At 64.5% G+C, this 23,072-nt stretch carries 24 protein-coding genes and 1 tRNA gene; 17 read left to right on the top strand and 8 right to left on the bottom strand.

Annotated features, from left to right (window positions below; translation table 11 throughout):
- Nucleotides 1-42: 42 nt before the first annotated feature.
- Genes pstA through phoB form a run of 4 tightly spaced genes read left to right on the top strand, consistent with a single transcriptional unit; the run spans nt 43 to nt 3,498 of the window.
- Nucleotides 43-1,284 carry a phosphate ABC transporter permease PstA gene (gene pstA / locus IWY39_RS15940; RefSeq protein ID WP_107125452.1) on the top strand — a complete coding sequence of 414 codons (1,242 nt, stop codon included), beginning with the start codon at nt 43-45 and terminating at the stop codon, nt 1,282-1,284.
- An 8-nt stretch (nt 1,285-1,292) separates the two neighbouring features.
- Nucleotides 1,293-2,081, top strand: a complete 789-nt coding sequence (pstB, locus tag IWY39_RS15935) for a phosphate ABC transporter ATP-binding protein PstB (protein WP_017181558.1) — start codon at nt 1,293-1,295, stop codon at nt 2,079-2,081.
- A gap of 17 nt (nt 2,082-2,098) precedes the next feature.
- Nucleotides 2,099-2,791 (top strand): phosphate signaling complex protein PhoU, encoded by a 693-nt coding sequence (phoU, locus tag IWY39_RS15930; protein ID WP_107125451.1) that lies wholly within the window; start codon nt 2,099-2,101, stop codon nt 2,789-2,791.
- Nucleotides 2,792-2,796: 5 nt separating this feature from the next.
- Nucleotides 2,797-3,498 (top strand): phosphate regulon transcriptional regulator PhoB, encoded by a 702-nt coding sequence (gene phoB, locus IWY39_RS15925; RefSeq protein WP_026149749.1) that lies wholly within the window; start codon nt 2,797-2,799, stop codon nt 3,496-3,498.
- A 102-nt stretch (nt 3,499-3,600) separates the two neighbouring features.
- Here the strand turns inward: phoB and def are convergent, their stop codons facing one another.
- Nucleotides 3,601-4,131 (bottom strand): peptide deformylase, encoded by a 531-nt coding sequence (def, locus tag IWY39_RS15920; protein ID WP_026002120.1) that lies wholly within the window; start codon nt 4,129-4,131, stop codon nt 3,601-3,603.
- A gap of 68 nt (nt 4,132-4,199) precedes the next feature.
- Nucleotides 4,200-4,796: a recombination mediator RecR gene (gene recR, locus IWY39_RS15915; RefSeq protein WP_107125450.1), complete on the bottom strand. Its 597-nt coding sequence runs from the start codon at nt 4,794-4,796 to the stop codon at nt 4,200-4,202.
- 53 nt (nt 4,797-4,849) lie between these two features.
- On the opposite strand from recR, the gene fmt reads away from it, so the two are divergent.
- Nucleotides 4,850-5,758, top strand: coding sequence for a methionyl-tRNA formyltransferase (gene fmt, locus IWY39_RS15910; protein WP_107125449.1), 909 nt, complete (start codon nt 4,850-4,852; stop codon nt 5,756-5,758).
- 52 nt (nt 5,759-5,810) lie between these two features.
- A complete protein-coding gene (gene truA / locus IWY39_RS15905; RefSeq protein WP_107125448.1) occupies nt 5,811-6,554 on the top strand; it encodes a tRNA pseudouridine(38-40) synthase TruA in 744 nt (247 codons plus the stop codon).
- Here truA and IWY39_RS15900 read toward each other — a convergent pair.
- Nucleotides 6,551-7,270: a queuosine precursor transporter gene (locus IWY39_RS15900; protein WP_107125447.1), complete on the bottom strand. Its 720-nt coding sequence runs from the start codon at nt 7,268-7,270 to the stop codon at nt 6,551-6,553. The genes truA and IWY39_RS15900 overlap by 4 nt on opposite strands.
- A gap of 68 nt (nt 7,271-7,338) precedes the next feature.
- Between IWY39_RS15900 and IWY39_RS15895 the strand changes: the two genes are divergently transcribed.
- A tRNA-Arg gene (locus IWY39_RS15895) sits at nt 7,339-7,415 on the top strand.
- A gap of 61 nt (nt 7,416-7,476) precedes the next feature.
- On the opposite strand, the gene fsa is transcribed toward IWY39_RS15895, so the two are convergent.
- Complete coding sequence (fsa, locus tag IWY39_RS15890) at nt 7,477-8,130, bottom strand: fructose-6-phosphate aldolase (protein WP_017181566.1); 654 nt, start codon at nt 8,128-8,130, stop codon at nt 7,477-7,479.
- A 132-nt stretch (nt 8,131-8,262) separates the two neighbouring features.
- Here fsa and IWY39_RS15885 point away from each other — a divergent pair, with 132 nt between their 5' ends.
- Genes IWY39_RS15885 through IWY39_RS15875 form a run of 3 tightly spaced genes read left to right on the top strand, consistent with a single transcriptional unit; the run spans nt 8,263 to nt 11,320 of the window.
- Nucleotides 8,263-8,925, top strand: a complete 663-nt coding sequence (locus IWY39_RS15885; protein WP_107125446.1) for a DUF2490 domain-containing protein — start codon at nt 8,263-8,265, stop codon at nt 8,923-8,925.
- Nucleotides 8,926-8,969: 44 nt separating this feature from the next.
- Nucleotides 8,970-11,138: a primosomal protein N' gene (locus tag IWY39_RS15880; RefSeq protein ID WP_107125445.1), complete on the top strand. Its 2,169-nt coding sequence runs from the start codon at nt 8,970-8,972 to the stop codon at nt 11,136-11,138.
- Nucleotides 11,138-11,320 carry a DUF1289 domain-containing protein gene (locus IWY39_RS15875; protein WP_107125444.1) on the top strand — a complete coding sequence of 61 codons (183 nt, stop codon included), beginning with the start codon at nt 11,138-11,140 and terminating at the stop codon, nt 11,318-11,320. Before IWY39_RS15880 ends, IWY39_RS15875 begins: the two co-directional genes overlap by 1 nt.
- A gap of 20 nt (nt 11,321-11,340) precedes the next feature.
- On the opposite strand, the gene ada is transcribed toward IWY39_RS15875, so the two are convergent.
- Nucleotides 11,341-12,405: a bifunctional DNA-binding transcriptional regulator/O6-methylguanine-DNA methyltransferase Ada gene (gene ada / locus IWY39_RS15870; protein ID WP_107125443.1), complete on the bottom strand. Its 1,065-nt coding sequence runs from the start codon at nt 12,403-12,405 to the stop codon at nt 11,341-11,343.
- 113 nt (nt 12,406-12,518) lie between these two features.
- On the opposite strand from ada, the gene IWY39_RS15865 reads away from it, so the two are divergent.
- The 6 genes from IWY39_RS15865 to IWY39_RS15840 all read left to right on the top strand — a co-directional run bounded on the left by IWY39_RS15865 (nt 12,519) and on the right by IWY39_RS15840 (nt 19,068).
- Nucleotides 12,519-14,066 (top strand): S1C family serine protease, encoded by a 1,548-nt coding sequence (locus tag IWY39_RS15865; protein ID WP_107125442.1) that lies wholly within the window; start codon nt 12,519-12,521, stop codon nt 14,064-14,066.
- Between the two features lie 182 nt (nt 14,067-14,248).
- Entirely contained in the window at nt 14,249-14,803 is a 555-nt protein-coding gene (locus IWY39_RS15860; RefSeq protein WP_026002122.1) for a F0F1 ATP synthase subunit delta, read from the top strand.
- A 2-nt stretch (nt 14,804-14,805) separates the two neighbouring features.
- A complete protein-coding gene (gene atpA / locus IWY39_RS15855; RefSeq protein WP_017181574.1) occupies nt 14,806-16,335 on the top strand; it encodes a F0F1 ATP synthase subunit alpha in 1,530 nt (509 codons plus the stop codon).
- A gap of 73 nt (nt 16,336-16,408) precedes the next feature.
- Nucleotides 16,409-17,293, top strand: coding sequence for a F0F1 ATP synthase subunit gamma (locus IWY39_RS15850; protein WP_017181575.1), 885 nt, complete (start codon nt 16,409-16,411; stop codon nt 17,291-17,293).
- A 24-nt stretch (nt 17,294-17,317) separates the two neighbouring features.
- The gene (atpD, locus tag IWY39_RS15845; protein WP_196871615.1) at nt 17,318-18,763 is read left to right on the top strand and encodes a F0F1 ATP synthase subunit beta; all 1,446 of its coding nucleotides are present in this window, start codon (nt 17,318-17,320) and stop codon (nt 18,761-18,763) included.
- 50 nt (nt 18,764-18,813) lie between these two features.
- The gene (locus tag IWY39_RS15840; protein ID WP_017181577.1) at nt 18,814-19,068 is read left to right on the top strand and encodes an ATP synthase F1 subunit epsilon; all 255 of its coding nucleotides are present in this window, start codon (nt 18,814-18,816) and stop codon (nt 19,066-19,068) included.
- A gap of 80 nt (nt 19,069-19,148) precedes the next feature.
- On the opposite strand, the gene IWY39_RS15835 is transcribed toward IWY39_RS15840, so the two are convergent.
- Nucleotides 19,149-19,502, bottom strand: coding sequence for a YciI family protein (locus tag IWY39_RS15835; protein ID WP_107125441.1), 354 nt, complete (start codon nt 19,500-19,502; stop codon nt 19,149-19,151).
- Between the two features lie 294 nt (nt 19,503-19,796).
- Between IWY39_RS15835 and IWY39_RS15830 the strand changes: the two genes are divergently transcribed.
- Nucleotides 19,797-21,290, top strand: coding sequence for a hypothetical protein (locus IWY39_RS15830; protein WP_107125440.1), 1,494 nt, complete (start codon nt 19,797-19,799; stop codon nt 21,288-21,290).
- Here IWY39_RS15830 and IWY39_RS15825 read toward each other — a convergent pair.
- Together IWY39_RS15825 and IWY39_RS15820 are read right to left on the bottom strand one after the other, a co-directional pair.
- Nucleotides 21,282-22,007, bottom strand: a complete 726-nt coding sequence (locus IWY39_RS15825; protein WP_107125439.1) for a class I SAM-dependent methyltransferase — start codon at nt 22,005-22,007, stop codon at nt 21,282-21,284. The genes IWY39_RS15830 and IWY39_RS15825 overlap by 9 nt on opposite strands.
- Nucleotides 21,980-22,990, bottom strand: coding sequence for a glycosyltransferase family 2 protein (locus tag IWY39_RS15820; protein ID WP_107125438.1), 1,011 nt, complete (start codon nt 22,988-22,990; stop codon nt 21,980-21,982). Before IWY39_RS15820 ends, IWY39_RS15825 begins: the two co-directional genes overlap by 28 nt.
- Nucleotides 22,991-23,072: the final 82 nt, after the last annotated feature.

Here is a 23,072-nt window from a genome sequence, read left to right as displayed (position 1 = left end):
TGGAAGGCTTCGACAGGCTCAGCCCGAGCGGGGAGAGACAGAATGACCACTCGCAACCCCACCGACTGGAAGTCGGACGCGATGCGCAAGCGGATTGCGCGGCGCTATGCGGCCGAGCGGCGGTTCAAATTCGCCGGCCTGTTCGCCGTGGCGCTCTCTGCCGCATTCCTCGCCTTCCTGCTGTTCACGATGATCGGCAACGGGCTGCGCGGTTTTACCCGCACGGAAATCGCGCTTCAGGTCAACTTCCCGGCATCCCCGCTGCTGCTTGATCCGGCCAACATCACCGACGCAGCCTTGGCCAATGCCAATCTGCCGATGGTGACCGGGCAGGTCGCCAAGGCAGCGCTCGGCCCGGACACCGACGCCCTGCTGTCGCCGACCGCCTGGATCAGCATCCGCGATGCGATCAAGGCCGATCCGGCGATATTGGGACAGACGGTGACGATCCGCGTTCCAGCCTCGACCACCATAGACCTCGCCGCCAAGCATGAAGGCGCGCCGGAAGCCGAAGCGGCAGTGGAGCGCCTGCGCAAGGCAGGGCTGCTGACGACCGGCTTCAACTGGGGCTTCCTGACGTCCAGCGACGGCACGGATCCGACGCAGGTCGGCATCTGGGGGGCGTTCAAGGGTTCGTTGCTGACGATGCTGGTGACGCTGGCGCTCAGCTTCCCGGTTGGCGTGGCCACCGCCCTCTATCTGGAGGAATATGCGCCCAAGACGTGGTGGACCGACATTATCGAAGTGTCGATCAACAATCTGGCGGCGGTCCCCTCGATCATCTTCGGCCTGCTTGGCCTGTCCATCTTCCTCAACTTCATGCACCTGCCACGATCGGCGCCGCTGATTGGGGGCATGACGCTGGCGCTGATGACGATGCCGGTCATCGTCATTGCCGGGCGCAACGCGATCAAGTCCGTCCCGCCCAGCATCCGCGACGCGGCGCTCGGCATCGGCGCCTCGCCGGTGCAGGTCGTGTTCCACCATGTCCTGCCGCTGGCGCTGCCCGGCATCCTGACCGGCACGATCATCGGCATGGCGCGCGCGCTGGGCGAAACCGCACCACTGCTGATGATCGGCATGCGCGCCTTCATCGCGACGCCGCCGGGCGGGATCAACGATCCCGCGACGGTGTTGCCGGTGCAGATCTTCCTGTGGTCCGATGAAGTCTCCAGGGGCTTTGTCGAAAAGACGTCGGCCGCGATCATCGTGCTGCTGGCCTTCCTCCTCGCGATGAATGGCCTGGCCATCTATCTGCGCAACAAGTTTGAAACACGGTGGTAAACGCGCCCATGACCGAAGCAACAAACCCTCTGGCCATTGCCAACCCCAAAATGTCGGCCCGCGACGTCAAGGTATTTTACGGCGCGAAGCAGGCGATCAAGGGCGTGTCGATCGACGTCGACATGGACCATGTCACCGCCTTCATCGGCCCGTCGGGCTGCGGCAAGTCGACCTTCCTGCGGACGTTGAACCGCATGAACGACACGGTCGCCAGCGCGCGGGTGGAAGGCACGATCACGCTGGATGGGGACGATATTTATTCCCCGTCGATGGACGTGGTGCAACTGCGCGCGCGGGTCGGCATGGTGTTCCAGAAGCCCAATCCCTTCCCCAAGTCGATCTACGAAAATATCGCCTATGGGCCGCGCATCCATGGCCTGGCCCATGCCAAGGCGGACCTGGACGTGATCGTCGAAAAGTCGCTGCGCCGCGCGGGGTTGTGGGAAGAAGTGAAGGACCGGCTGCACGACAGCGGCACTGCCCTGTCCGGCGGGCAGCAGCAGCGGCTGTGCATTGGCCGCGCTATTGCGGTGGAGCCGGAGGTCATCCTGATGGACGAACCCTGTTCCGCGCTGGATCCGATCGCAACGGCGAAGATCGAGGAACTGATCCATGAACTGCGCGGCCGCTATGCAATCGTCATCGTGACCCACAACATGCAGCAGGCTGCGCGCGTGTCGCAACGCACCGCCTTCTTCCACCTCGGCGATCTGGTCGAATATGGCGTGACGAGCGACATCTTCACGAACCCGACGCAGGAGCGGACCAAGGATTATATCACCGGTCGCTACGGCTGATCGCGGGAGAAACGAATATGGCTGAACATACGATCAAGGCGTTCGACGAGGAAATCGACAGGCTGCGCGGCCTGATCGCGGAAATGGGCGGACGGGCCGAAGCTGCCATCGAAAGCGCGATGATCGCGCTGCAACGGCAGGATCTGGCGCTGGCGGCACAGGTGGTGGCCGACGACAAGCGTATCGACGCGATCGAGGCGGAAGTCGAAAAGCTGGTCATCCAGGTGATTGCGCTCCGCGCGCCGATGGCCAATGACCTGCGCGACGTCATCGCCGCGCTCAAGATCGTCGGCGTGGTCGAGCGGATTGGCGATTATGCCAAGAATATCGCCAAGCGGGTGCCGCTGATCATGGTCAACCAGCGCACGCTGGAGCCGGTGTCGCTGTTGCCGTCCATGGGACAGGTGGCGAGCGAGATGGTGCATGACGCGCTCAACGCCTTTGCCGCGCGCGACCCCGATCTGGCGGTCGCGGTGGTCGAGCGCGACACGGTGGTCGACGATTTCTACAACAGCGTGTTCCGCACGCTGGTCACCTATATGGTCGAAAATCCCAAGACGATCAGCGAATGCGCGCATCTGCTGTTCATCGCCAAGAATATCGAGCGGATCGGCGACCATGCGACCAATGTCGCTGAAATGGTCTATTATGCGGCCACGGGCCAGACCCTGCCCGACCGCGATCGCGGCGGCGCGGCGGCGGAGGAATAAGAACCATGGCCCGTGCAAAAATGCTGCTGGTCGAGGATGACGCAGCGCTGGCCGAATTGCTGATCTGGCATTTCAAGCGTGAGGATTTCGACGTCGCCCATACGGTCGATGGCGAGGAAGCCCTGTTGATGGCGCAGGAAAATGTGCCCGACATCGTGCTGCTCGACTGGATGGTGGAAAGCCTGTCGGGGATCGAGGTGTGCCGCCGCCTGCGCCGCGCCAACGGCACCGCCAATGTGCCCATCATCATGCTGACCGCGCGCGGTGAGGAAGAGGATCGGGTGCGCGGGCTGGAAACCGGCGCGGACGATTATGTGACCAAGCCGTTTTCGCCGCGCGAGCTGGTGGCGCGGGTCGGCGCGGTGCTGCGGCGGGTACGCCCGGCGCTGGCCGGCGAAACGCTGACCTTTGCCGATGTCGAGATGGACACGGTGGGGCACAAGGTACGGCGCGGCGGGCAGGTGATCCCGCTTGGCCCAACCGAATTCCGCCTGCTGCGCCATTTCCTGGAGCATCCCGGCTGGGTGTTCTCACGCGAACGTCTGCTCGACAGCGTGTGGGGGCAGGACAGCGATATCGAACTGCGCACCGTGGACGTGCATATCCGCCGCCTGCGCAAGGCGATCAACGGCGATGGCCAGTTTCAGGACATCATCCGCACCGTGCGGTCGGCGGGCTATGCGCTCGATACTGACGGGGTGAGCTGACCCGGAGGCCCGTCATGCCAGCGAAGGCTGGCATCTCCCTTATTCTTGCAGCGCCGCGCAAAGGCAGCGAGATCCCGCTTTCGCCGGGATGACGGACATAAATCAGGCGGCGCGCCGGGCCTTGGTCAGCTTCTTCATCAGCATGTCGCGCTTCATGCGCGACAGATGGTCGATGAAGAGGACACCCTCCAGATGGTCCATTTCATGCTGGAGGCAGGTGGCAAGCAGCCCGTCTAGCTGTTCCTCATGAATGCGGCCGTCGCGGTCCATCCAGCTGGCGCGGATCGTCGCGGGACGCTCCACCTCCGCATATTGGTCGGGAACGGACAGGCAGCCCTCGTTATAGACGGATAAATCCTCCGATTCCTTGAGGATTTCGGGGTTGATGAACACCATCGGCTTCTTGACCGGGGGAGCATCCTCCGCGTCGGATTCCGGTTCCTGCAAATCCATTACCAGCACCCGCTTGGGCACGCCGACCTGGATCGCGGCCAGGCCAATGCCCGGCGCGTCATACATGGTGTCGAACATGTCGTCGATCAGACGTTGCAGATCGTCGTCGATCGACTCCACGGGGGTCGAAATGGTGCGCAGGCGCGGGTCCGGCGCCTCTAGGATGGGAAGAATGGCCATCTTCATAAAATAGCGGAAAGACGCAGGATTTCAAGCGATCCACGGCGCGGGCAAAAGGTTTCGCTCCCCTACCCCACCGGCCTTCGCGCCCGCAGCGCCTGCGCCAGCGTTCCTTCGTCCAGATAGTCCAGTTCGCCGCCCACCGGCACGCCATGGGCCAACTGGGTCAGACGGATCGGGAAATGTTCGAGCCGCTCGGCCAGATAATGGGCGGTCGTCTGCCCCTCCAGCGTCGCGTTCATCGCCAGCACCACTTCATCGATACCGCCCTGTTCCAGCCGGCCGACCAGCGCATCGATCGTCAGATCCTCCGGCCGCACCCCTTCCAGCGCGGACAGGCGACCGCCCAGCACATGGAAGCGGCCGGGAAAAAGGCGGGACTTGTCGAGCGCCCACAGGTCGGCAACATCCTCCACGACGCACAGCGCACGCGGGTCGCGGCGCGGATCGGCGCAGATGCCGCAGGGGTCGACCGTGTCGACATTGCCGCAGACTTGGCAGGTAACGAGCCGGTCGTTCACCGCCTCCAGCGCGCGCAGCAGCGGGGCCATGGCGGCCTCGCGCTTCTTGATGAGGTGCAGCACCGCCCGCCGCGCGGAACGCGGCCCCAAACCGGGCAGGCGGGACAGGGCTTGCGTCAGCGCTTCGATTTCGGGAGAGGCCATGCCGTGAGATAAGGGCTTGCAACCCGTCCCGACAAGGGCTTTGAGATGACGCTATGCGTATCATCTACATGGGCACTCCCGATTTCGCGGTTCCCGCGCTCGACGCACTGGCAAAGGCGGGGCACGACATCGTCGCGGTCTATAGCCAGCCGCCCCGTCCGGCCGGGCGTGGCAAGAACCTGACCCCCTCCCCCGTCCATCAACGGGCCGAGGCGATGGGGATTGAGGTTCGGACGCCAGAATCGCTGAAGGACGCGGCGGTGCAGGCCGCCTTCGCGGCGCTCGATGCCGATGTCGCGGTGGTCGCGGCCTATGGGCTTATCCTGCCGCGCGCCATATTGGATGCGCCGCGGCATGGTTGCATGAACATCCACGCATCATTGCTGCCGCGCTGGCGTGGGGCGGCGCCGATCCAGCGGGCGATCCTGTCGGGCGACAATGTCACCGGGGTCACGATCATGGACATGGCGGCTGGCCTGGATACCGGGCCGATGCGGGCCAAATATGTGACCAAGATAGAGGGCAAGACGGCGGGCGCGTTGACCGCCGAACTGGCGCAGGCGGGCGCGGACCTGATGGTCGAGGTGCTGGACGATGTCGCGCAGCATCCGCCAATGGCCCAGCCCGATGAGGGCGTCACCTACGCCGCCAAGATCGCCAAGGCGGAGGCGCGGATAGACTTCACCCGGCCCGCGCTTCAGATCGAGCGGCAGGTTCGTGCATTCAATCCTTTCCCAGGCGCCTTTTTCGAATATGGCGGGGAGCGGTTTCGCATCCTGATGGCGCAGGTCGAGCATGAGGATGGCGCGCCCGGCGCGTTGCTGGACGACGCGCTGCTGATCGCATGCGGCCATGGCGCGATCCGCCCGACATTGATCCAGCGCGCGGGCAAGGCGGCGATGACGCCGGATGAGATGCTGCGCGGGTTCGATATGCCGGCCGGGAGCCGGGTGGACGGGTGAGATGGCGCGTCCCCCGTTTCTCGACCATGTTCGACACGAACGCCGCTGAGCCATGACCCGTTTTGCCTTCACCGTCGAATTTGACGGACGGCCGTTCATGGGATGGCAGCGGCAGGCGCATGGGCCGAGCGTGCAGCAGGCGATCGAGGATGCGATCCATGCTGTGACGGGCGAGCGGGTCGTGGTTCATGCCGCCGGGCGCACCGACGCCGGTGTGCACGGGCTGGCGATGCGCGCCCATGCCGATGTGGCCAAGCCGATGACGCCATTCCGCCTGATGGAGGCGATCAACGCGCGGCTGGGACGGCAGCCGGTGGCGATATTGGGTTGCGAAGAGGTATCGGACGACTGGCACGCGCGCTTTTCCTGCATGGGCCGATCCTATGTCTATCGCATCGTCAACCGCCGCGCGGCGCTGACCTTCGAAGCGGGGCTGGCCTGGCAGGTAAAGCCGCAGCTTGATGCCGCGGCGATGCATGAAGCGGCGCAAGTGCTGGTCGGGCTACATGATTTCACCACCTTCCGCTCGGCCCATTGCCAGTCGGCCAGCCCGGTCAAGACGCTCGACCGGCTAAGCGTCGAGCGCGAGGGGGACCGGATTGCGATCCATGCCGCTGCGCGGTCTTTCCTGCATCATCAGGTGCGATCCATGGTCGGTTGCCTGGCGATGGTGGGAATGGGGCGATGGTCGGCCGATGACCTGCGCGATGCGCTGGAGGCCCGCAACCGTGCCGCGCTGGGGCTCAATGCGCCGCCAGATGGCCTCTATTTCGTGCGGGCCGATTATCCGGCTTAAAGCCGGGCGCGGAACGGCGTGAAATTGGTGCCCTGGTCATAGACGTCCAGCCCTTCGCGCCGCTTGAGCATGTTAACCACGGCATAGGTGATGGGCGTCAGCAATGCTTCCCAGCCGACCTTCATCGCCCAGTTGGTCACCATGACGGTCAGCACCTGCGCATTGCTCCACTGTCCGTAAAAGGCGAGCGGATAGAAGAGCAGGCTGTCCACGCCCTGCCCCACGACCGTCGACCCGATCGTTCGCATCCACAGATGCCGCCCTTGCGTCAGCACCTTCATGCGGGCCAGGACGAAGCTGTTGGCAAATTCCCCGGCCCAGAAGGCGATGAGGGAAGCGAACACGATGCGCCAGGTATTGCCGAACACCGATTCATAGGCGTCCTGCCCCGCCCAGCCGGGCGCGGGCGGCAGCGCGACCACCACCCAGCTCATCAGTGCCATGAACAGCATCGCGACAAAGCCCGCCCAGACGCAGCGCCGCGCGCGGGCATAGCCATAGACTTCGGTCAACACGTCGCCGATGACGTAGCCCAGCGGAAAAAACAGGATGCCAGCGCCAAAGGTGACGCCGCCCAGCGTCGACAGCTTGGCCGCGCCGATCAGGTTGGACAGAAGCAGGATGACGACGAAGGCCGCCATCACAAAGTCGAAATAGCGCAACGGGCGACCGCCCAGCGCATCGGCATCGATTTTCTGAACGGCCCCGTCGATCATGCAGCCGTGCATATCGCACAGGCCGGTGATTGCAAGCTGCCGCGCGCGCCGCTATCGGGGCGAAGCATGGCCCCGTAGCTCAGCTGGATAGAGCATCCGCCTTCTAAGCGGATGGTCGCAGGTTCAAGTCCTGCCGGGGTCACCATCCATCATAGAAGGACGATCAGCGCCGGGCGCGTCGTCTAAACGCGCCCGGCGATCCTGGATCAGAGGATGGTCTGGCCGGTCTTTTCCCAGTCGGCCAGGAAGCCTGCAATGCCCTTGTCGGTCAGGACATGGTTGAACAGCGCCTTGATGACCGCGGGCGGCGCGGTCATGACGTCGGCGCCGATCCGCGCGCTTTCCAGCACATGGATGGGGTGGCGGACCGACGCGACCAGGATTTCGGTGTCGAACCCATAATTGTCGTAGATCAGGCGGATGTCCTGAATGAGGGCCATGCCGTCAAAGCCGTTATCGTCATGCCGACCGACAAAGGGCGAGATGAAGCTGGCGCCCGCCTTGGCCGCGAGCAGCGCCTGATTGGCGGAAAAGCACAGCGTGACGTTGACGAGCACGCCATCGTCGGTCAGCGCCTTGCAGGTTTTAAGGCCGTCGATGGTCAACGGCACCTTGATGCAGACATTGGGCGCGATCTTCCGCAGGACGGCGGCTTCCTTCATCATCGTCTCATGATCGAGCGCGACGACTTCGGCGGAGACGGGGCCTTCGACCAGCCCGCAAATTTCCTCGACCACTTCCAGGAACTTGCGGCCCGATTTGTGGATCAGCGACGGGTTGGTGGTCACGCCGTCGAGCAGGCCGGTGGCGGCGAGATCACGGATTTCGGCGGTGTCGGCGGTATCGACAAAGAATTTCATGGAATGCGGCTCCGGGGATGGGCGAATCCGGTCCCTTTAGCGGCTGGTGGCGGGATTGGCCATGTCGGATCGGGTGATTGTGTCGTCCCGCCACTGCGATTATAGGGCGCGCACCTTGCCAAAGGACCAGAGATGCGCCGCCATTTGCCCCTTAGCCTGCTGGCAGGCGTCCTGCCGGTCATCGCGATGCTCTCGCCTGCGGTCGCCGCGACCCAGGAATCGCAAATGTGGATCACGGAAATGGCGACGATCCACGCCAGCAAAGACGATCTGGTCACTATTGATGCAAGCCAGCGCGCGCGGTCCGACACTGGCAGCGGCGGCGAGCAGTTTCTGGCGCGGATCGCGTTGGACCATCGCATCAGCCCGGCGGTGCAGGTGGGCGGGGCCATCGCCTATCTCAAGAGCGAGGTCGACCAGGAACTGCGCTTTCATCAGCAGGTGACGCTCAGCAAGGGCATCTGGCAAGCCCGCACCCGGATGGAGGAGCGCTTCTTCGACAATGTCGATACCGCCAGCTGGCGCCTGCGCCAGCGACTCCAGGCCAGCGTACCGCTGGACCGGGCGAAACAGTGGACCATGATCGCGGTGACGGAATTCTTCTTTCACCTCAATCGCGCCCGGCCCAGCGACAGGACCGGCCTTGCCGTGATGCGGCAACAGATCGGCCTGCGCCACCCGATCGGCAAGAACCTCGATGCGCAACTGCTCTACATGCGGCAGCAGACTTTTCGCGAGGCCCGGCCAGATGTCGTCGCCCATATACCCTGGCTGACATTGAGCTGGCGGATATAGCAGGCGGCATTTGCCTGCCGGGCGTCAGGCGCTAAGGACGGGGCATGTCCCGCGCCCGTGTCCTCCTGCTCAACGCTGCCCTGGGGCCGCTCGACTATCGCGTGCCGCACGGCATGAACGTGAAGCCCGGCAGCATCGTCGTTGCGCCGCTTGGCCCCCGCCAGCTGGTCGGCGTGGTGTGGGAGGAAGATAGTTTCCCCGATGTCGAGAGCGTGGGCGACAACCGGCTGCGCAACCTGATCGAGGTGGTGGACGCCCCACCTTTGCCAGAAACGCTGCGGCGGCTGATCGAATGGACGGCGGACTATTATCTGTCGCCCCCTGCCGCTGTGCTGCGCATGGCGCTGGCGTCGATGGCAGCGCTGGAAGGCACGCGCACCGTCATCGAATATAAGGCCAATGGCCGTCAGCCCGACCGCATGACCGATCAGCGCGCCCAGGCGCTGGAGCGGATCGGCGAACGACAGGGGCTGGTGCGCGAACTGGCGCTGATCGGCGGGGTGAGCGACGCGGTGATTCGCGGCCTCATCAAGCAGGATATTTTCGACGCCATCGAAGTCAGCGTCGACACGCCCTTCCCCGCGCCCGACCCGGACCATGCCCCGCCCACCCTGTCAGCGGCACAGGCGGACGCGGCGATGACGATGGCGAACGCCGTGCGCGACCATGAATTTGCGCCCTTCCTGCTCGACGGCGTGACCGGATCGGGCAAGACCGAAGTCTATTTCGAGGCGATCGCCGCCGCCATCCGGGCCGACGCCCAGGTGCTGGTCCTGCTGCCCGAAATTGCGCTGACCGAGCCGTTTCTGGAACGGTTCGAGGCCCGGTTCGGCACGATCCCGGTCAACTGGCATAGCGGCCTGCGCCAGACCGAGCGGCGGCGGGCGTGGCGGGCGATTGCCAGCGGGCAGGCGCAGGTCGTCGTCGGCGCGCGCTCGGCGCTGTTCCTGCCCTATCCGAAGCTCGGCCTGATCGTCGTCGATGAATCGCATGAGGCGAGTTTCAAGCAGGAGGATGGCGTCCATTATCACGCCCGCGACGTGGCGGTGATGCGCGGCCTGATCGAAAAATTCCCGGTCATCCTGGCGTCCGCCACCCCCGCGATCGAAACGCGGCATCAGGTCGAACTGGGCCGCTATCGCGAAATCAAATTGCCATCCCGCTATGGCGGGGCGGAAATGCCGCAGATCGAGGGGATCAACCTGCTGACCGATCCGCCCGAACGCGGTCGCTGGATCGCGCCGCCTCTGGTCAAGGCCATCGACGAGGTGATGGCCAAGGGCGAACAGAGCCTGTTGTTCCTCAACCGGCGTGGCTATGCGCCGCTGACATTGTGCCGCCATTGCGGCTATCGCTTCCAATGCCCCAATTGCACCGCCTGGATGGTCGAGCATCGGCTGACCCACCGGCTGGCCTGCCATCATTGCGGCCATGTCGTTCCCGCGCCGCGCTTCTGCCCGGAATGCAAGGAGGAGGATTCGCTGGTCGCCTGCGGTCCGGGGGTGGAGCGGATCGCTGACGAGGTGAAGGCGCTATGGCCGCAGGCGCGCACCGCCATCGTCACATCCGACACGTTATTTTCACCAGCCAGAGTCGCCGATTTCGTCAAATCGGTGGAGGCGGGCGACATCGACATCATCGTGGGCACCCAGTTGGTGACCAAAGGCTATCATTTCCCCAACCTGACATTGGTGGGCGTGATCGACGCCGATCTGGGGCTGGAGGGCGGCGACCTGCGCGCGTCGGAGCGCACCTTTCAGCAGATCATGCAGGTGGCCGGGCGCGCCGGACGGGGGCAAAAGCCGGGCCGCGTGTTCATCCAGACCCGGATGCCCGAAGGCGAGGTCATCAAGACGCTGATCGAGGGCGATACCGAGCGCTTCTACGCGGTCGAGACCGAAAATCGACGGCGCGCCAACGCCCCGCCCTTCGGCCGCTTCGCCGCGATCATCATTTCGAGCGAGGATGCCGACGAAGCAGCGCAGGTCGCGCGCCTGATCGGCAAATCTGCGCCGCTGATAGAGGGGATGCGCGTCTATGGCCCCGCCCCTGCGCCGCTCTCCGTCCTGCGCGGACGGCATCGCCACCGACTGCTCATCCACGCGACGCGGCAGGTCGACATACAGGCGGCGATTCGCGAATGGCTGGGCAATATCGTGTGGAAATCCAGCACCCGCGTCGCCGTGGATGTCGACCCCTACAGTTTCATGTGATGGACGCGCCTATTGCCAGCCCATGCCGCAACCTCTGCGCGCTGGACACAGCGCGGATCTGCACTGGTTGCGGACGGACGATCGACGAAATCGTACATTGGCGCAGCATGGACGACGAAGCCCGCGCCGCCGTCATGGCGCGGGTGCGGGATTTTCGCCAGGACAGTGCAGCGCGATCGTAACAGCGCCGCCCACCGCAGTTCTATTTCTTGCGCTTTTCCCGCGCCAGGAGCGCCTGTTTCCGCTCCACGCCCCAGGCGTAGCCGCCCGCCGTGCCGTCGCTGCGCAGGACGCGGTGGCAGGGGATGAGGACGGCGAGCGCATTGTCGCCGCAGGCGGTGCCAGCCGCTCGGACGGCGCCGGGGCGGCCGATGGCGGCGGCGATCTGGCCATAGCTGCGGGTTTGCCCGGCAGGTATCGCGCGCAGGGCGGACCATACCGCCTGCTGGAAAGCGGTGCCGCCAACATCGACGGGCAGGTCCGGCGCCCCGGTCGGATCATCCACCAGCGCCACGACGGCAGCAGCGAGCCGGTCCAGAGCAGCGTCGGCGGGGCGCAGGTCCGCCTGCGGAAAGCGGTCGCGCAGCGCCGCCTCGCCCTCATCGAAGCTGATCCGGCACAGCCCCTTGTCGGTCGCTGCGACCAGCATCGGGCCAAGGCTGCTGTCGATAGTGCGCCAGCGAATCGTGACGCCGCGCCCGCCCGCGCGCCAGGCGCTGGGCGTCATGCCCAGATGGGTTGCCGCGTCGGCATAGGCGCGGCTGGGCGCACCATAGCCCGCCTCGTAAATGGCCGCCGTCACGCTGCCGCCCGCGTCCAGCGCGGTCTTCAGCCGGTCGGCCCGCAGCGTACGGGCATAGGCGGCGGGTGTCTGCCCGGTCTCGCGCTTGAACAGGCGATGGAAATGATGCGGGGCATAGCCGACATGGGCCGCGATCGCCTCCAGCCGGGGGGGCTCCTCCGCCGCTTCGATCAGTGCGATCGCGGCGGCCACCGCCTGCCGGTCCCGCCCCGTTTCGTCCGGGCGGCAGCGCAGGCAGGCGCGGAAGCCCGCTGCGCGCGCCGCTGCGGGATCGGGCAGGAAGGTCATATTCTCCCGCCTCGGGTGCCGCGCGGGACAACTGGGCTTGCAATAAATGCCGGTTGTCGCGACGCAACTGACAAAGCGCCCGTCCATCGTCCGGTCGCGCCGCAAGACCGCCGCCCAGCACTGGTCGGGATCGGGCATGGAGGGCACGGGCGTGGACAGGCGGGTCATCTGGTTCATACATTATGGGATATAGCGAAAGCGCTGGCCATGCTTCCCGCAGCTTGCGCTCAAAAAAACCACGCACTTTTCCCGATTGCGCAACGCCCGCCTTCGCATATGTATGCGCGCCTATGGTCGCTCTTTTCCGCTTCTTCCTCCTGGCGCTCGCCCTTGCCGCGCCGACGGTCTCCCGCGCCGAACAGCAGGACATTGCCGCTGCCGCGCGCGGTGTGGTGCGTGTCGTGCTGGTCGCGACCGATGGCAGCGAAGCCTATTTTGTCGGCCATGGCAGCGGCCTGGCGGTCGCGCCCGACAAGATATTGACCAACGCCCATGTCGTGGAACTAGCGCGGGAAGAGAAAAATCTCGTCATCGGCGTCATCCCGTCCGAAGGCACCAACAGCTATGGCGGGCGCATCATCGCCTTTTCGCCCGGCAACGACCTGGCCCTGATCCAGCTGGAACAGGGCAGCCTGCCGGTCAGCACTTTCTATGCCGGGGCCGTGACCGACGGCCAGCATGTCACCGCGATCGGCTATCCCGGCACGGTCGACCGGGCGCAGGGGCTGGGCCTCAAGCAGATGGTCGAACCAGTGGCAACCGTCAAAACCAGCGGCAATGTGTCCGCCGGCCGCGCGAGCCGCAGCTTCGACACGCTGCTGCACACAGCGCCCTTGGCGGCTGGAAACAGTGGCGGGCCATTGGTCGATGATTGTGGCCGGGTGTTGGGGGTCAACAGCTTCGGATCGGTATCGGATGGCAGCGACGCCGAATTCGGCTTTGCCGTATCCTGGCGAGAAATCGCCTCCTTCCTGCGGCAGGCGGGCGTATCGTCGCGCCATACTGTCGTGCCGTGCCGTTCCTTTGCCGACGCCGATTCGGCCGAGGCCGCGATCCTCCAGCGCGAATCGGCGATGAGCGAGCAGAAGCTGCGCGCCAGCGACAGCGCGCGCCAGCAGGCGATGGACCGCGCCCGCGACGCTGCCGAGCGGGAGGTGATTTCCGCGCGGGAAAACGCGATGGCCGGGGCAGCCGTGCTGTTGGCCGTGGCCGTGCTGGCGCTGGGCGCTGGCGGGCTGTTCTACAGCCAGAAGCGGGAGAAGCATGCGACATGGTCGCTGGCGATCGGCGGGCTGCTGCTGTTCGGGGCGGCGGGGCTGTTCTTCTTTCGACCCAGTTTCGCCAGCATCGACGAAAAGGTCGCCGTAGCGCAGGATGGGGGCGTGGTCAGCAATACCGCCTTTGCCTGGGCGGGCGACAATATCTGCAAGGTGGACATGGCGCGCAGCCGCCTGACCCTGTCGCAACCCGATGACATCGCCTTCAACTGGGCGGAGGGCGGCTGCGTCAATGGCGACACCCAATATGTCGCCAGCGGCACCGGATGGCAGCGGGTGACGATCCCGGCGGAGGGCCATTATCTCGCCTCCAGCCGCTTCGATCCCGTCAATGGCGTGCTGCGCGTCGACCGCTGGCTGCCCGATGCCGACACCATGGCCAAGGCGCGCGCGCTGGTGGGGGACAAGCCGATTCCCGCCTGTGGCAGCAATCCCGAAGCTCTGGCCCGGATTGCCGCGCTGCAATCGCATATTGCGGCAATCGTCCCGGCCCAGCCCAACGAACGGATTGTCTATCATTGCAAGAAAGGTCGGCTTGCCCCGGTCGATCCGGCGCAATAACCGATTCGGTGCCGCGAAAAAACTCAGTCAAATGCCAGCGGTTTCGCACTAATGCCGGAATCGCGCAGCATGACTTGCATAGTCATAATCGCGCTGCTAACCGGCCCCACAACAAGGGGGACGGGCGTAACTGCTCCCCCCTCTTTGCATGACCGGCACATCAAATGGAGGACGGTAAGCGCGTGGAGACTACCGGCGGTATACAGGCCAGCCTCAGCGGCCGCTACGCGGTTGCGCTGTTCGATCTGGCGCGCGATGGCCAATCGCTCGACACCGTGGCGGACAGCCTTGCCGCGTTGAAGGGTGCGATTGCCCAATCGCCTGATTTCAAAGCGCTTATCAACAGTCCGGTGCTGAGCCGCGATGCGTCTGGAAAGACGATCGCCGCCGTCGCATCCTCCATGGGGATCGATCCCCTGACCACGAAATTTCTGGGCGTGCTTGCCGGGAACCGCCGGCTTGGCCAGCTTCCCGCCGTCATCCGCGCCTATGAAACCCTGCTGTCGAATCACAAGGGCGAGGCCCGCGCCGAAGTGACGAGCGCGCACCCGCTGACCAAGACGCAGATCACCGCGCTCGGCAAAAGCCTGCGCGCCCGCGTCGGCCGCGACGTCGCCATCGATGCGAAGGTCGACCCCGCGATCCTGGGCGGGCTGGTCGTCAAGATCGGCAGCCAGATGATCGACAGCTCCATTCGTACCCGTTTGAATAGTCTCGCCATGGCGATGAAAGGCTGAACATGGATATCAACGCCGCAGAAATTTCGAAGGTCATCAAGGACCAGATCGCCAATTTCGGCACCGAAGCGCAGGTTAGCGAAGTCGGTTCCGTGCTGACCGTGGGTGACGGCATCGCCCGCGTCCATGGCCTCGACAATGTCCAGGCGGGCGAAATGGTCGAGTTTGCCAACGGCATTCAGGGCATGGCGCTGAACCTGGAAGCCGACAATGTCGGTGTCGTGATCTTCGGGTCCGACAGCGAGATCAAGGAAGGCGACACCGTCAAGCGCACCGGCACCATCGTCGACGTCCCCGTCGGCAAGGGCCTGCTGGGCCGCGTCGTGGACGGCCTTGGCAACCCGATCGACGGCAAGGGGCCGATCGTGTCCGACCAGCGCATGCGCGTCGAGCGCAAGGCGCCCGGCATCATCCCGCGCACCTCGGTTCACGAACCCGTGCAGACCGGCCTCAAGGCCATCGACACGCTCGTCCCGGTTGGCCGTGGCCAGCGCGAACTGATCATCGGCGACCGCCAGACCGGCAAGACCGCCGTGGCGATCGACACCTTCATCAACCAGAAGGCCGCCAATGCGGGCGATGACGAAAGCAAGAAGCTTTACTGCATCTATGTCGCGGTCGGCCAGAAGCGCTCGACCGTTGCCCAGATCGTCAAGCAGCTCGAAGAAAATGGCGCGATGGAATATTCGATCGTCGTCGCCGCGACCGCTTCGGAACCCGCTCCGCTTCAGTATCTCGCCCCCTATACCGGCGTGACCATGGGCGAATATTTCCGCGACAACGGCATGCACGCCGTCATCGTCTATGACGATCTGTCGAAGCAGGCCGTCGCCTATCGCCAGATGTCGCTGCTGCTGCGTCGTCCTCCGGGCCGTGAAGCCTATCCGGGCGACGTGTTCTATCTGCACAGCCGCCTGCTGGAGCGCGCGGCCAAGATGAACAGCGACAACGGGTCTGGCTCGCTGACCGCGCTGCCGATCATCGAAACGCAGGCAGGCGACGTGTCGGCCTACATCCCGACCAACGTGATCTCGATCACCGACGGCCAGATCTTCCTGGAAACCAACCTCTTCTACCAGGGCATCCGTCCGGCCATCAACGTCGGCCTGTCGGTGTCGCGCGTCGGTTCCGCCGCGCAGACCAAGGCGATGAAGAAGGTGTCCGGCTCGATCAAGCTGGAACTGGCCCAGTATCGCGAAATGGCGGCCTTCGCCCAGTTCGGTTCGGACCTCGACGCATCGACCCAGAAGCTGCTGAACCGCGGCGCGCGCCTGACCGAACTGCTCAAGCAAGCGCAGTTTTCGCCGCTGCCGTTCGAGGAACAGACCGCGTCGATCTTCGCTGGCACCAACGGCTATCTGGACAGCGTCGCCGTCAAGGACGTGACCCGTTACGAAGAATTGATGCTGGCCTATCTGCGCCACGATCATGCCGACGTACTGACCATGATCCGCGACACCAAGGATCTGGGCGACGAAGCCAAGGGCAAGCTCAAGGCCGCGCTCGACAGCTTCGGCAAGACTTTTGCTTAAGTCTGGCGCCTAAGTGATTTGATGAAGGCCGCCGGGCGACCGGCGGCCTCCCTACACTGAATTCGGGATTGAGATGGCAAGCCTCAAGGAACTGAAGATCCGCATCGGGTCGGTCAAATCGACCCAGAAGATCACCAAGGCGAAGCAGATGGTCGCCGCCGCGAAGCTGCGCAAGGCGCAGGCCGCAGCGGAAGCCGCGCGCCCCTATAGCAGCCGCCTGGAAGCCGTCGTCGCCTCCCTCGCCTCGAAAATCGCGGGCGGTTCGGGCGAAGGCGCATCGCCGCTGCTGGCGGGCACGGGCAAGGATGACGTGCATCTGCTGGTCGTCGCCAACTCCGACCGTGGCCTGGCCGGCGCGTTCAACGCCAACATCGTCAAGGCCGCCCGCGCCAAGGCGGACGAGCTGATCCAGCAGGGCAAGACGGTGAAATTCTACCTGATCGGTCGCAAGGGCCGTCCGGTGATCAACCGCATGTATCCCGGCCAGATCGTCGCCCAGTATGATACGACCGGCGCCAAGCAGCCCGGCTATGATCAGGCGCACGCCATCGCTGGCGAGCTGACCGACATGTATCTGAACGGCAAGTTCGATGTCGCGCATCTCTTCTACTCGCGCTTCAAGTCGGCGCTGGCGCAGATCCCGACCGAACAGCAGATCATTCCCGTCAAGATCCCCGCCGACGCCGACCGCAACGCCATCGCCGCGACGGTCGAATATGAACCGAGCGAGGAAGCGATCCTGGACGACCTGCTGCCGCGCAACGTCGCGATCCAGCTGTTCAAGGCGCTGCTGGAAAACAACGCATCCGAACAGGGCGCGTCGATGACCGCGATGGACAATGCCACGCGCAACGCAGGCGACCTGATCAACAAGCTGACGATCCAGTATAACCGCAGCCGCCAGGCTGCGATCACCACCGAACTCGTTGAAATTATTTCGGGCGCTGAAGCCCTCTAAGCACACGCACGCAAGGAAGCAGTCATGGCAACCACCAACAATGTAGGCCGCATTTCGCAGGTCATCGGCGCCGTCGTCGACGTGACCTTCCCTGATGCGCTCCCGTCGATCCTGTCGGCACTGGAAACCAGCAACAACGGCCAGCGCCTTGTTCTGGAAGTCGCCCAGCATCTTGGCGAAAACACCGTCCGCACCATCGCGATGGACTCGACCGAGGGCCTGACCCGCGGCCAGGAAGTGACCGACACCGGCGCGCAGATCAGCGTCCCCGTCGGCCCCGCCACGCTCGGCCGCATCCTGAACGTCGTTGGCGAACCCATTGACGAGCGCGGCCCGGTCGCGACCGAACTGCGTTCGCCCATCCATGCCAAGGCTCCCGAATTTGTCGACCAGTCGACCGAAAGCGCGATCCTGGTCACCGGCATCAAGGTCATCGACCTTCTCGCCCCCTATGCCAAGGGCGGCAAGATCGGCCTGTTCGGCGGCGCGGGCGTGGGCAAGACGGTTCTTATTCAGGAACTGATCAACAACATCGCCAAGGGTCATGGCGGTACGTCGGTTTTCGCGGGCGTTGGTGAACGTACCCGCGAAGGTAACGACCTGTACCACGAATTCCTGGACGCGGGCGTCATCGCCAAGGATGCTGATGGCAACGCCATCACCGATGGGTCCAAGGTTGCGCTGGTCTATGGCCAGATGAACGAACCGCCGGGCGCCCGTGCCCGCGTTGCGCTGTCGGGCCTGACCATCGCTGAATATTTCCGCGACGTCGAAAATCAGGACGTGCTGTTCTTCGTCGACAATATCTTCCGCTTCACCCAGGCAGGCGCGGAAGTGTCCGCTCTGCTCGGCCGTATTCCTTCGGCCGTGGGCTATCAACCGACCCTGTCGACCGACATGGGCGCGCTGCAGGAACGCATCACCTCCACCAACAAGGGGTCCATCACCTCGGTGCAGGCCGTGTACGTCCCCGCGGACGACTTGACCGATCCCGCGCCTGCGACGTCGTTCGCGCACTTGGACGCGACGACCGTTCTCAACCGCGCCATTTCGGAACTGGGCATCTATCCGGCGGTCGATCCGCTCGACTCCACCAGCCGCGTTCTGGAACCGCGCACCGTGGGTCAGGAACATTATGACACCGCCCGCGCCGTCCAGTCGATCCTGCAGAAGTACAAGTCGCTGCAGGACATCATCGCCATTCTGGGCATGGACGAACTGTCGGAAGAAGATAAGCTGACCGTCGCCCGCGCGCGCAAGATCCAGAAGTTCCTGTCGCAGCCCTTCCACGTCGCCGAAGTCTTTACCGGCATCAGCGGCAAGTTCGTCCAGATCGAGGACACGGTTAAGTCGTTCAAGGCCGTGGTCGATGGCGAATATGACCATCTGCCCGAAAACGCCTTCTACATGGTCGGCGGCATCGACGAAGCCATTGAGAAGGCCAAGAAGCTGGCCGCCGAAGCGGCTTAAGCGACCTGTTGCATCCCCTCCCTTGAAAGGGAGGGGCTAAGGAAACGAACATGGCACTGCATTTTGAACTCGTGACCCCCGAAAAGCTCTTCCGGTCGGAAGAGGTCTATCAGGTCGTGGTGCCCGGCACCGATGGCGACTTCGGCGTGCTGGAGGGACATGCGCCCTTCATGTCGACCGTGCGCGACGGTAGCATCCAGATCTATGCGACCGCAGGGGCCGCGCCCGAAATCATCCCGGTGGAAGGCGGCTTTGCCGAGGTCAATGAAAAGGGTCTGACGGTCCTGGCCGAAAAGGCCGGCTGATCACCGCATATGAAAGGACCGGCCCGGCGTGGCGCGGTCAGCAGAAGGGGCGCTCGACAGCGCCCCTTTTTGTTGGGCGGTCATTCATGAAGGGGCCGGATTTCGATTTCGCTGGGTCCGGGCATTGGATTGGGGCAACGCTTCGCCCAGGCGACCGCCTCGTCCATATCCCTGACATCCCATAGCCAGAAGCCTGCCACCTGATCGCGGCTGGGCGTGAACGGACCGTCGATCACGGCCCGATCCGCGCCGTCGAAGGCGATACGCTTGCCCTGCGATGTGGGGGTCAGCCCATCGGCGGCAATCAAAATGCCAGCGTCGCGCAATGCGTCATTATAGCGGCCCATCGCCGCCATCATCTGACTTGTCCAGGGTTGGGGAAACAGGTCGGTCTCGCTATCCGGCGTCGCCTTCACCAGCACCATCACCCGCATCGCCTGTCTCCCTGCGCAATGCAGGGCTATCGCGTATGACTTTGCGTTACCCCCAAACGTCATGCTGAATTTATTTCAGCATCCATTTATCGTCGCAGACAATGGCATGGGCTGGCGAAATGGACCCTGAACCAAGTTCAGGGTGACGAATAAGATAGGCATGGTGCCATATGCGATAGCCCTGCTGTCCTATGGGGCAATGTTGGCAATCTGCATCCTTACCGCAACTTTTTTATGCATGAGGCGGGCAACGCCGATTGCCGCACTCGCCCCGCCTTGTCATGAACAAGCCCGATGATCGCCCCACCCCTTTCCCCGGCGCTCCAGCGCCCCCTGCCCGGCGGCTGGCTGATCGCCTTGCTGGCCGGCTGGCTAGCCCTCGACCAGTTGCTGCTGTGGCGGTTCCTGAATGTCATGCCCCTCTGGGCCTATGGGCTGGGCGCACTGCTGACCGGCTTGCTCTGCGTCGCCATCGTCCGGACGGCGCGCGACTTTGCCGGACCGACGGCCGCGACATGGCTGATCTGCATCGGCGTGGCGACGATACTCCTTCTCCTGGGCGGGGAGGGACGCTTTTTCTACGCCAATATCGACTGGCAGGTGCGCTTCGCCGTGCTGCGCGACATGAGCATCAACCCCTGGCCGTTCGTCTACACCGCAAGGGGCGAGGCAGAGCTGTTACGCGCGCCGGTCGGCATGTTCCTGATCCCTGCGCTGGTGGCCAAGGCGCTGGGTGGAGGCGCCGGCGACATCGCGCTGCTGGTCCAGAACAGCCTGCTGACCGGCACGCTGTTGGCGTTGGGATCGACGCTATTTGTCACGCGCCGCGCGAAAATGATCGCCCTTGCGGTCGTCGTGGGCTTCAGCGGCCTCGACGCGCTGGGGCGCATCCTGTTTCGTGGTGGATTGTCGGATCATCTCGAAAACTGGGCCTATCTTCAATATTCATCGACCGTCACCCTGGCCTTCTGGGTGCCGCAACATGCGATTTCAGGCTGGATCGGCGTACTGGGCTTCCTCCTTTGGCGTGCGGGGAAATTGCCGCTGGGCGCTTATCTGGCGCTGCTGCCCTTGACGGCGCTCTGGTCGCCGCTGGGGTTGATGGGCGCCATGCCATTTGCGGCACTGGCGGGGGTGCGGAGCCTGCGCGCGCGCGCCATCGGCCCCGCCGACATCGCCCTGCCCGCCCTCACCACCCTGCTGTGCGTCCCTGGCCTCTTCTATCTGGCCGCCGCTGGCGACGGCGTGGGCGCGCGGTTGATGGCGCTGTCCCCGCTGCAATGGGGCCTGTTTGAACTGCTGGAAGTGTTGGTCTATGTCGCGCCGCTGGCGCTGCTGGTCCATCGCCTGCGCTTTGGTCGCGATACGCTGGTCGTACTAACCTTGTGGCTGATCGCCATCCCCTTCGTCCAGATCGGCGCATCAACCGATTTCATGATGCGCGCGTCGATCAGCGCCCTGACGATCCTGGCGGTCATGGTCGCCGATGCGCTGCTGACTACGCCGCGCGCCCGCTTGCCGCTGGCCATATTGCTGGTGATCGGGTCAGTCACCGGGGCGATGGAGATCCGCCGTGCGCTGCTCCATCCCGCCGCACCGCAGGTCCGGTGCAGCCTGTTCAAGGCATGGGACCAGAGCTTTGGCGATTTCCCGATCGATTCCTATGTCGCGCCGCTGGGCCGGATGCCGTCGCTGGTGCGGCCCACCGATCCGGCACCCTTCAACCCCATCGATCCCGCCCGCTGCTGGGAGGGACCATGGCATCATCCCGACGATCCGTCAGGCTGACAATATCGCGTAGAGCGACAGGCCGATCGGGAAGCGCACGCGGCCAAGCAGATGGCGTTCCCAGCCGAATATCCGCCGCAGCACCCCATTGACCGGCGGCGAAGGCTGCGCGTCCAGCCCGCCCTTGCGCCCCAGCAGCCGGTGCGCAGTACGGGTTGCGACCGCCAGCGGAAAGAGGAGGCTGTTGAAATAGCCAATGCCTTCGACCTTCAGCCCGGCGTCCTGTGCAACGGCACGCAACCCGGCCAGCGTATAGCGGCGCTTGTGATGGTGCAGCACGTCATGGTCGGACCATAGCCATGGCACCGCCGGAACCGTGAGCAATATCCGCCCCCCGTCCGCCAGCCGCGCCCGCAATGCCGCGAGCGACGCGCGATCCTCCTCCACATGCTCCAGCACGTCGAGCAGCGCAATCAGATCATAGCGAGTGGCGTCAAAGCCGATCCGGCCAGGCAGCATCCCCGGTTCGATGCGCGCAATGCCGCGTTCATTGGCATGTCGACGCGCATCATCGTCATATTCCAGCGCATCGACCGTGCCATGGCGCGCCAGCATCGCCAGATTGCCGCCGGTGCCGCAACCCGCCTCCAATATGCGCGCGTTGGCGCGCGGCGCGATCCGGGTGCGGATCAGCGCGTCCACTATGGCGCGGCGGGCGACGAACCACCAATGGCTCCCCTCCTGCGCGCTCAGGCTCGCATAGGCTGATCGGTCCATTCATCCTCGTCCCTGCTTGGTTCGGCAACCGGAGCCACCGGCACAGTCGATTGATCCGCGACCACATAGAGCGGCCGTTGCCGCACTTCGCGCGCGACCCGGCCCAGATATTCGCCGATAATGCCCAGGCTGAGCAGGTTAAGCCCACCCAGCCCCAGCACCGCGACCATGATGGAAGCATAGCCGGGCGTATCGACCCCGGTGATGATCGTATGGGCGACCAGAAAGGCCGCATAGGCAAAGGCCAGGCACGCAATGCCACCGCCGATATAGGACCATATCCGCAGCGGCATGGTGGTCGACGCGGTGATGCCGTCGATCGCCAGCGACCAGAGCTTGCCGAGCCGCCATTTGGTCGTCCCCGTCCCGCGCGCGGCGCGGACATAATCGACCGTGGCGACGCGAAAGCCGATCCAGCTGAACAGCCCCTTGTTGAAGCGCGCCTGCTCGCCCAGTTGCTTGATGACGTCCACCGCCTGCCGATCGAGCAAACGGAAGTCGCCGACATTTTCGGGGATCGGATAATCGGACAGGCGATTGAGCAGGCGATAGAATCCGCGCGCGCTCGTCCGTTTGAACCAGCCGTCCGTAGAGCGGTCGGACCGGCGAGCATTGACCACCTGCGCGCCCGCCAGCCAGTGGCGGACCATATCCACGATCACCTCCGGCGGATCCTGCAGATCGACGTCGATCGGGATCACGGCGTCACCGCTCGCATGGTCGATCCCGGCCGCCAGCGCCGCTTCCTTGCCGAAATTGCGCGACAGGGTGACGACGCTTATGTCGGGGTTCAGCCGCGCCAATATGGTCAATATGTCGCCGGTCCGGTCGCTGCTGCCATCATTGACGAACAGATATTCCGCCCGCGCATCAGGCCCGATCAGCGCCAGCGCCCGCCCCACCGCCGGACGCGCCGCCTCCAGGAACAGCGACAGGCTGTCCTGCTCGTTATAGACCGGGATGACGATCGACAGCGTGCGCATGGGCGCAATGATCCTCGCAAAAAACTGACTCCGCTATCGGCTAGAATGGTTAATGGATCGTAAGTGTGCGCCATCATCCTTA

It is taken from the genome of Sphingobium sp. JAI105, from assembly GCF_015752145.1.
GTDB lineage: Bacteria > Pseudomonadota > Alphaproteobacteria > Sphingomonadales > Sphingomonadaceae > Sphingobium > Sphingobium xenophagum.
This window is presented reverse-complemented; position numbering and strand designations above follow the sequence as displayed.

Coding starts and splice junctions, on each gene's coding strand:
- pstA (WP_107125452.1), top strand. CDS start 43: ATGACCACTCGCAACCCCACCGACTGGAAGTCGGACGCGATGCGCAAG.
- pstB (WP_017181558.1), top strand. CDS start 1,293: ATGACCGAAGCAACAAACCCTCTGGCCATTGCCAACCCCAAAATGTCG.
- phoU (WP_107125451.1), top strand. CDS start 2,099: ATGGCTGAACATACGATCAAGGCGTTCGACGAGGAAATCGACAGGCTG.
- phoB (WP_026149749.1), top strand. CDS start 2,797: ATGGCCCGTGCAAAAATGCTGCTGGTCGAGGATGACGCAGCGCTGGCC.
- def (WP_026002120.1), bottom strand. CDS start 4,131: ATGGCCATTCTTCCCATCCTAGAGGCGCCGGACCCGCGCCTGCGCACC.
- recR (WP_107125450.1), bottom strand. CDS start 4,796: ATGGCCTCTCCCGAAATCGAAGCGCTGACGCAAGCCCTGTCCCGCCTG.
- fmt (WP_107125449.1), top strand. CDS start 4,850: ATGCGTATCATCTACATGGGCACTCCCGATTTCGCGGTTCCCGCGCTC.
- truA (WP_107125448.1), top strand. CDS start 5,811: ATGACCCGTTTTGCCTTCACCGTCGAATTTGACGGACGGCCGTTCATG.
- IWY39_RS15900 (WP_107125447.1), bottom strand. CDS start 7,270: ATGATCGACGGGGCCGTTCAGAAAATCGATGCCGATGCGCTGGGCGGT.
- fsa (WP_017181566.1), bottom strand. CDS start 8,130: ATGAAATTCTTTGTCGATACCGCCGACACCGCCGAAATCCGTGATCTC.
- IWY39_RS15885 (WP_107125446.1), top strand. CDS start 8,263: ATGCGCCGCCATTTGCCCCTTAGCCTGCTGGCAGGCGTCCTGCCGGTC.
- IWY39_RS15880 (WP_107125445.1), top strand. CDS start 8,970: ATGTCCCGCGCCCGTGTCCTCCTGCTCAACGCTGCCCTGGGGCCGCTC.
- IWY39_RS15875 (WP_107125444.1), top strand. CDS start 11,138: ATGGACGCGCCTATTGCCAGCCCATGCCGCAACCTCTGCGCGCTGGAC.
- ada (WP_107125443.1), bottom strand. CDS start 12,405: ATGAACCAGATGACCCGCCTGTCCACGCCCGTGCCCTCCATGCCCGAT.
- IWY39_RS15865 (WP_107125442.1), top strand. CDS start 12,519: ATGGTCGCTCTTTTCCGCTTCTTCCTCCTGGCGCTCGCCCTTGCCGCG.
- atpA (WP_017181574.1), top strand. CDS start 14,806: ATGGATATCAACGCCGCAGAAATTTCGAAGGTCATCAAGGACCAGATC.
- IWY39_RS15850 (WP_017181575.1), top strand. CDS start 16,409: ATGGCAAGCCTCAAGGAACTGAAGATCCGCATCGGGTCGGTCAAATCG.
- atpD (WP_196871615.1), top strand. CDS start 17,318: ATGGCAACCACCAACAATGTAGGCCGCATTTCGCAGGTCATCGGCGCC.
- IWY39_RS15840 (WP_017181577.1), top strand. CDS start 18,814: ATGGCACTGCATTTTGAACTCGTGACCCCCGAAAAGCTCTTCCGGTCG.
- IWY39_RS15835 (WP_107125441.1), bottom strand. CDS start 19,502: ATGCGGGTGATGGTGCTGGTGAAGGCGACGCCGGATAGCGAGACCGAC.
- IWY39_RS15830 (WP_107125440.1), top strand. CDS start 19,797: ATGATCGCCCCACCCCTTTCCCCGGCGCTCCAGCGCCCCCTGCCCGGC.
- IWY39_RS15825 (WP_107125439.1), bottom strand. CDS start 22,007: ATGGACCGATCAGCCTATGCGAGCCTGAGCGCGCAGGAGGGGAGCCAT.
- IWY39_RS15820 (WP_107125438.1), bottom strand. CDS start 22,990: ATGCGCACGCTGTCGATCGTCATCCCGGTCTATAACGAGCAGGACAGC.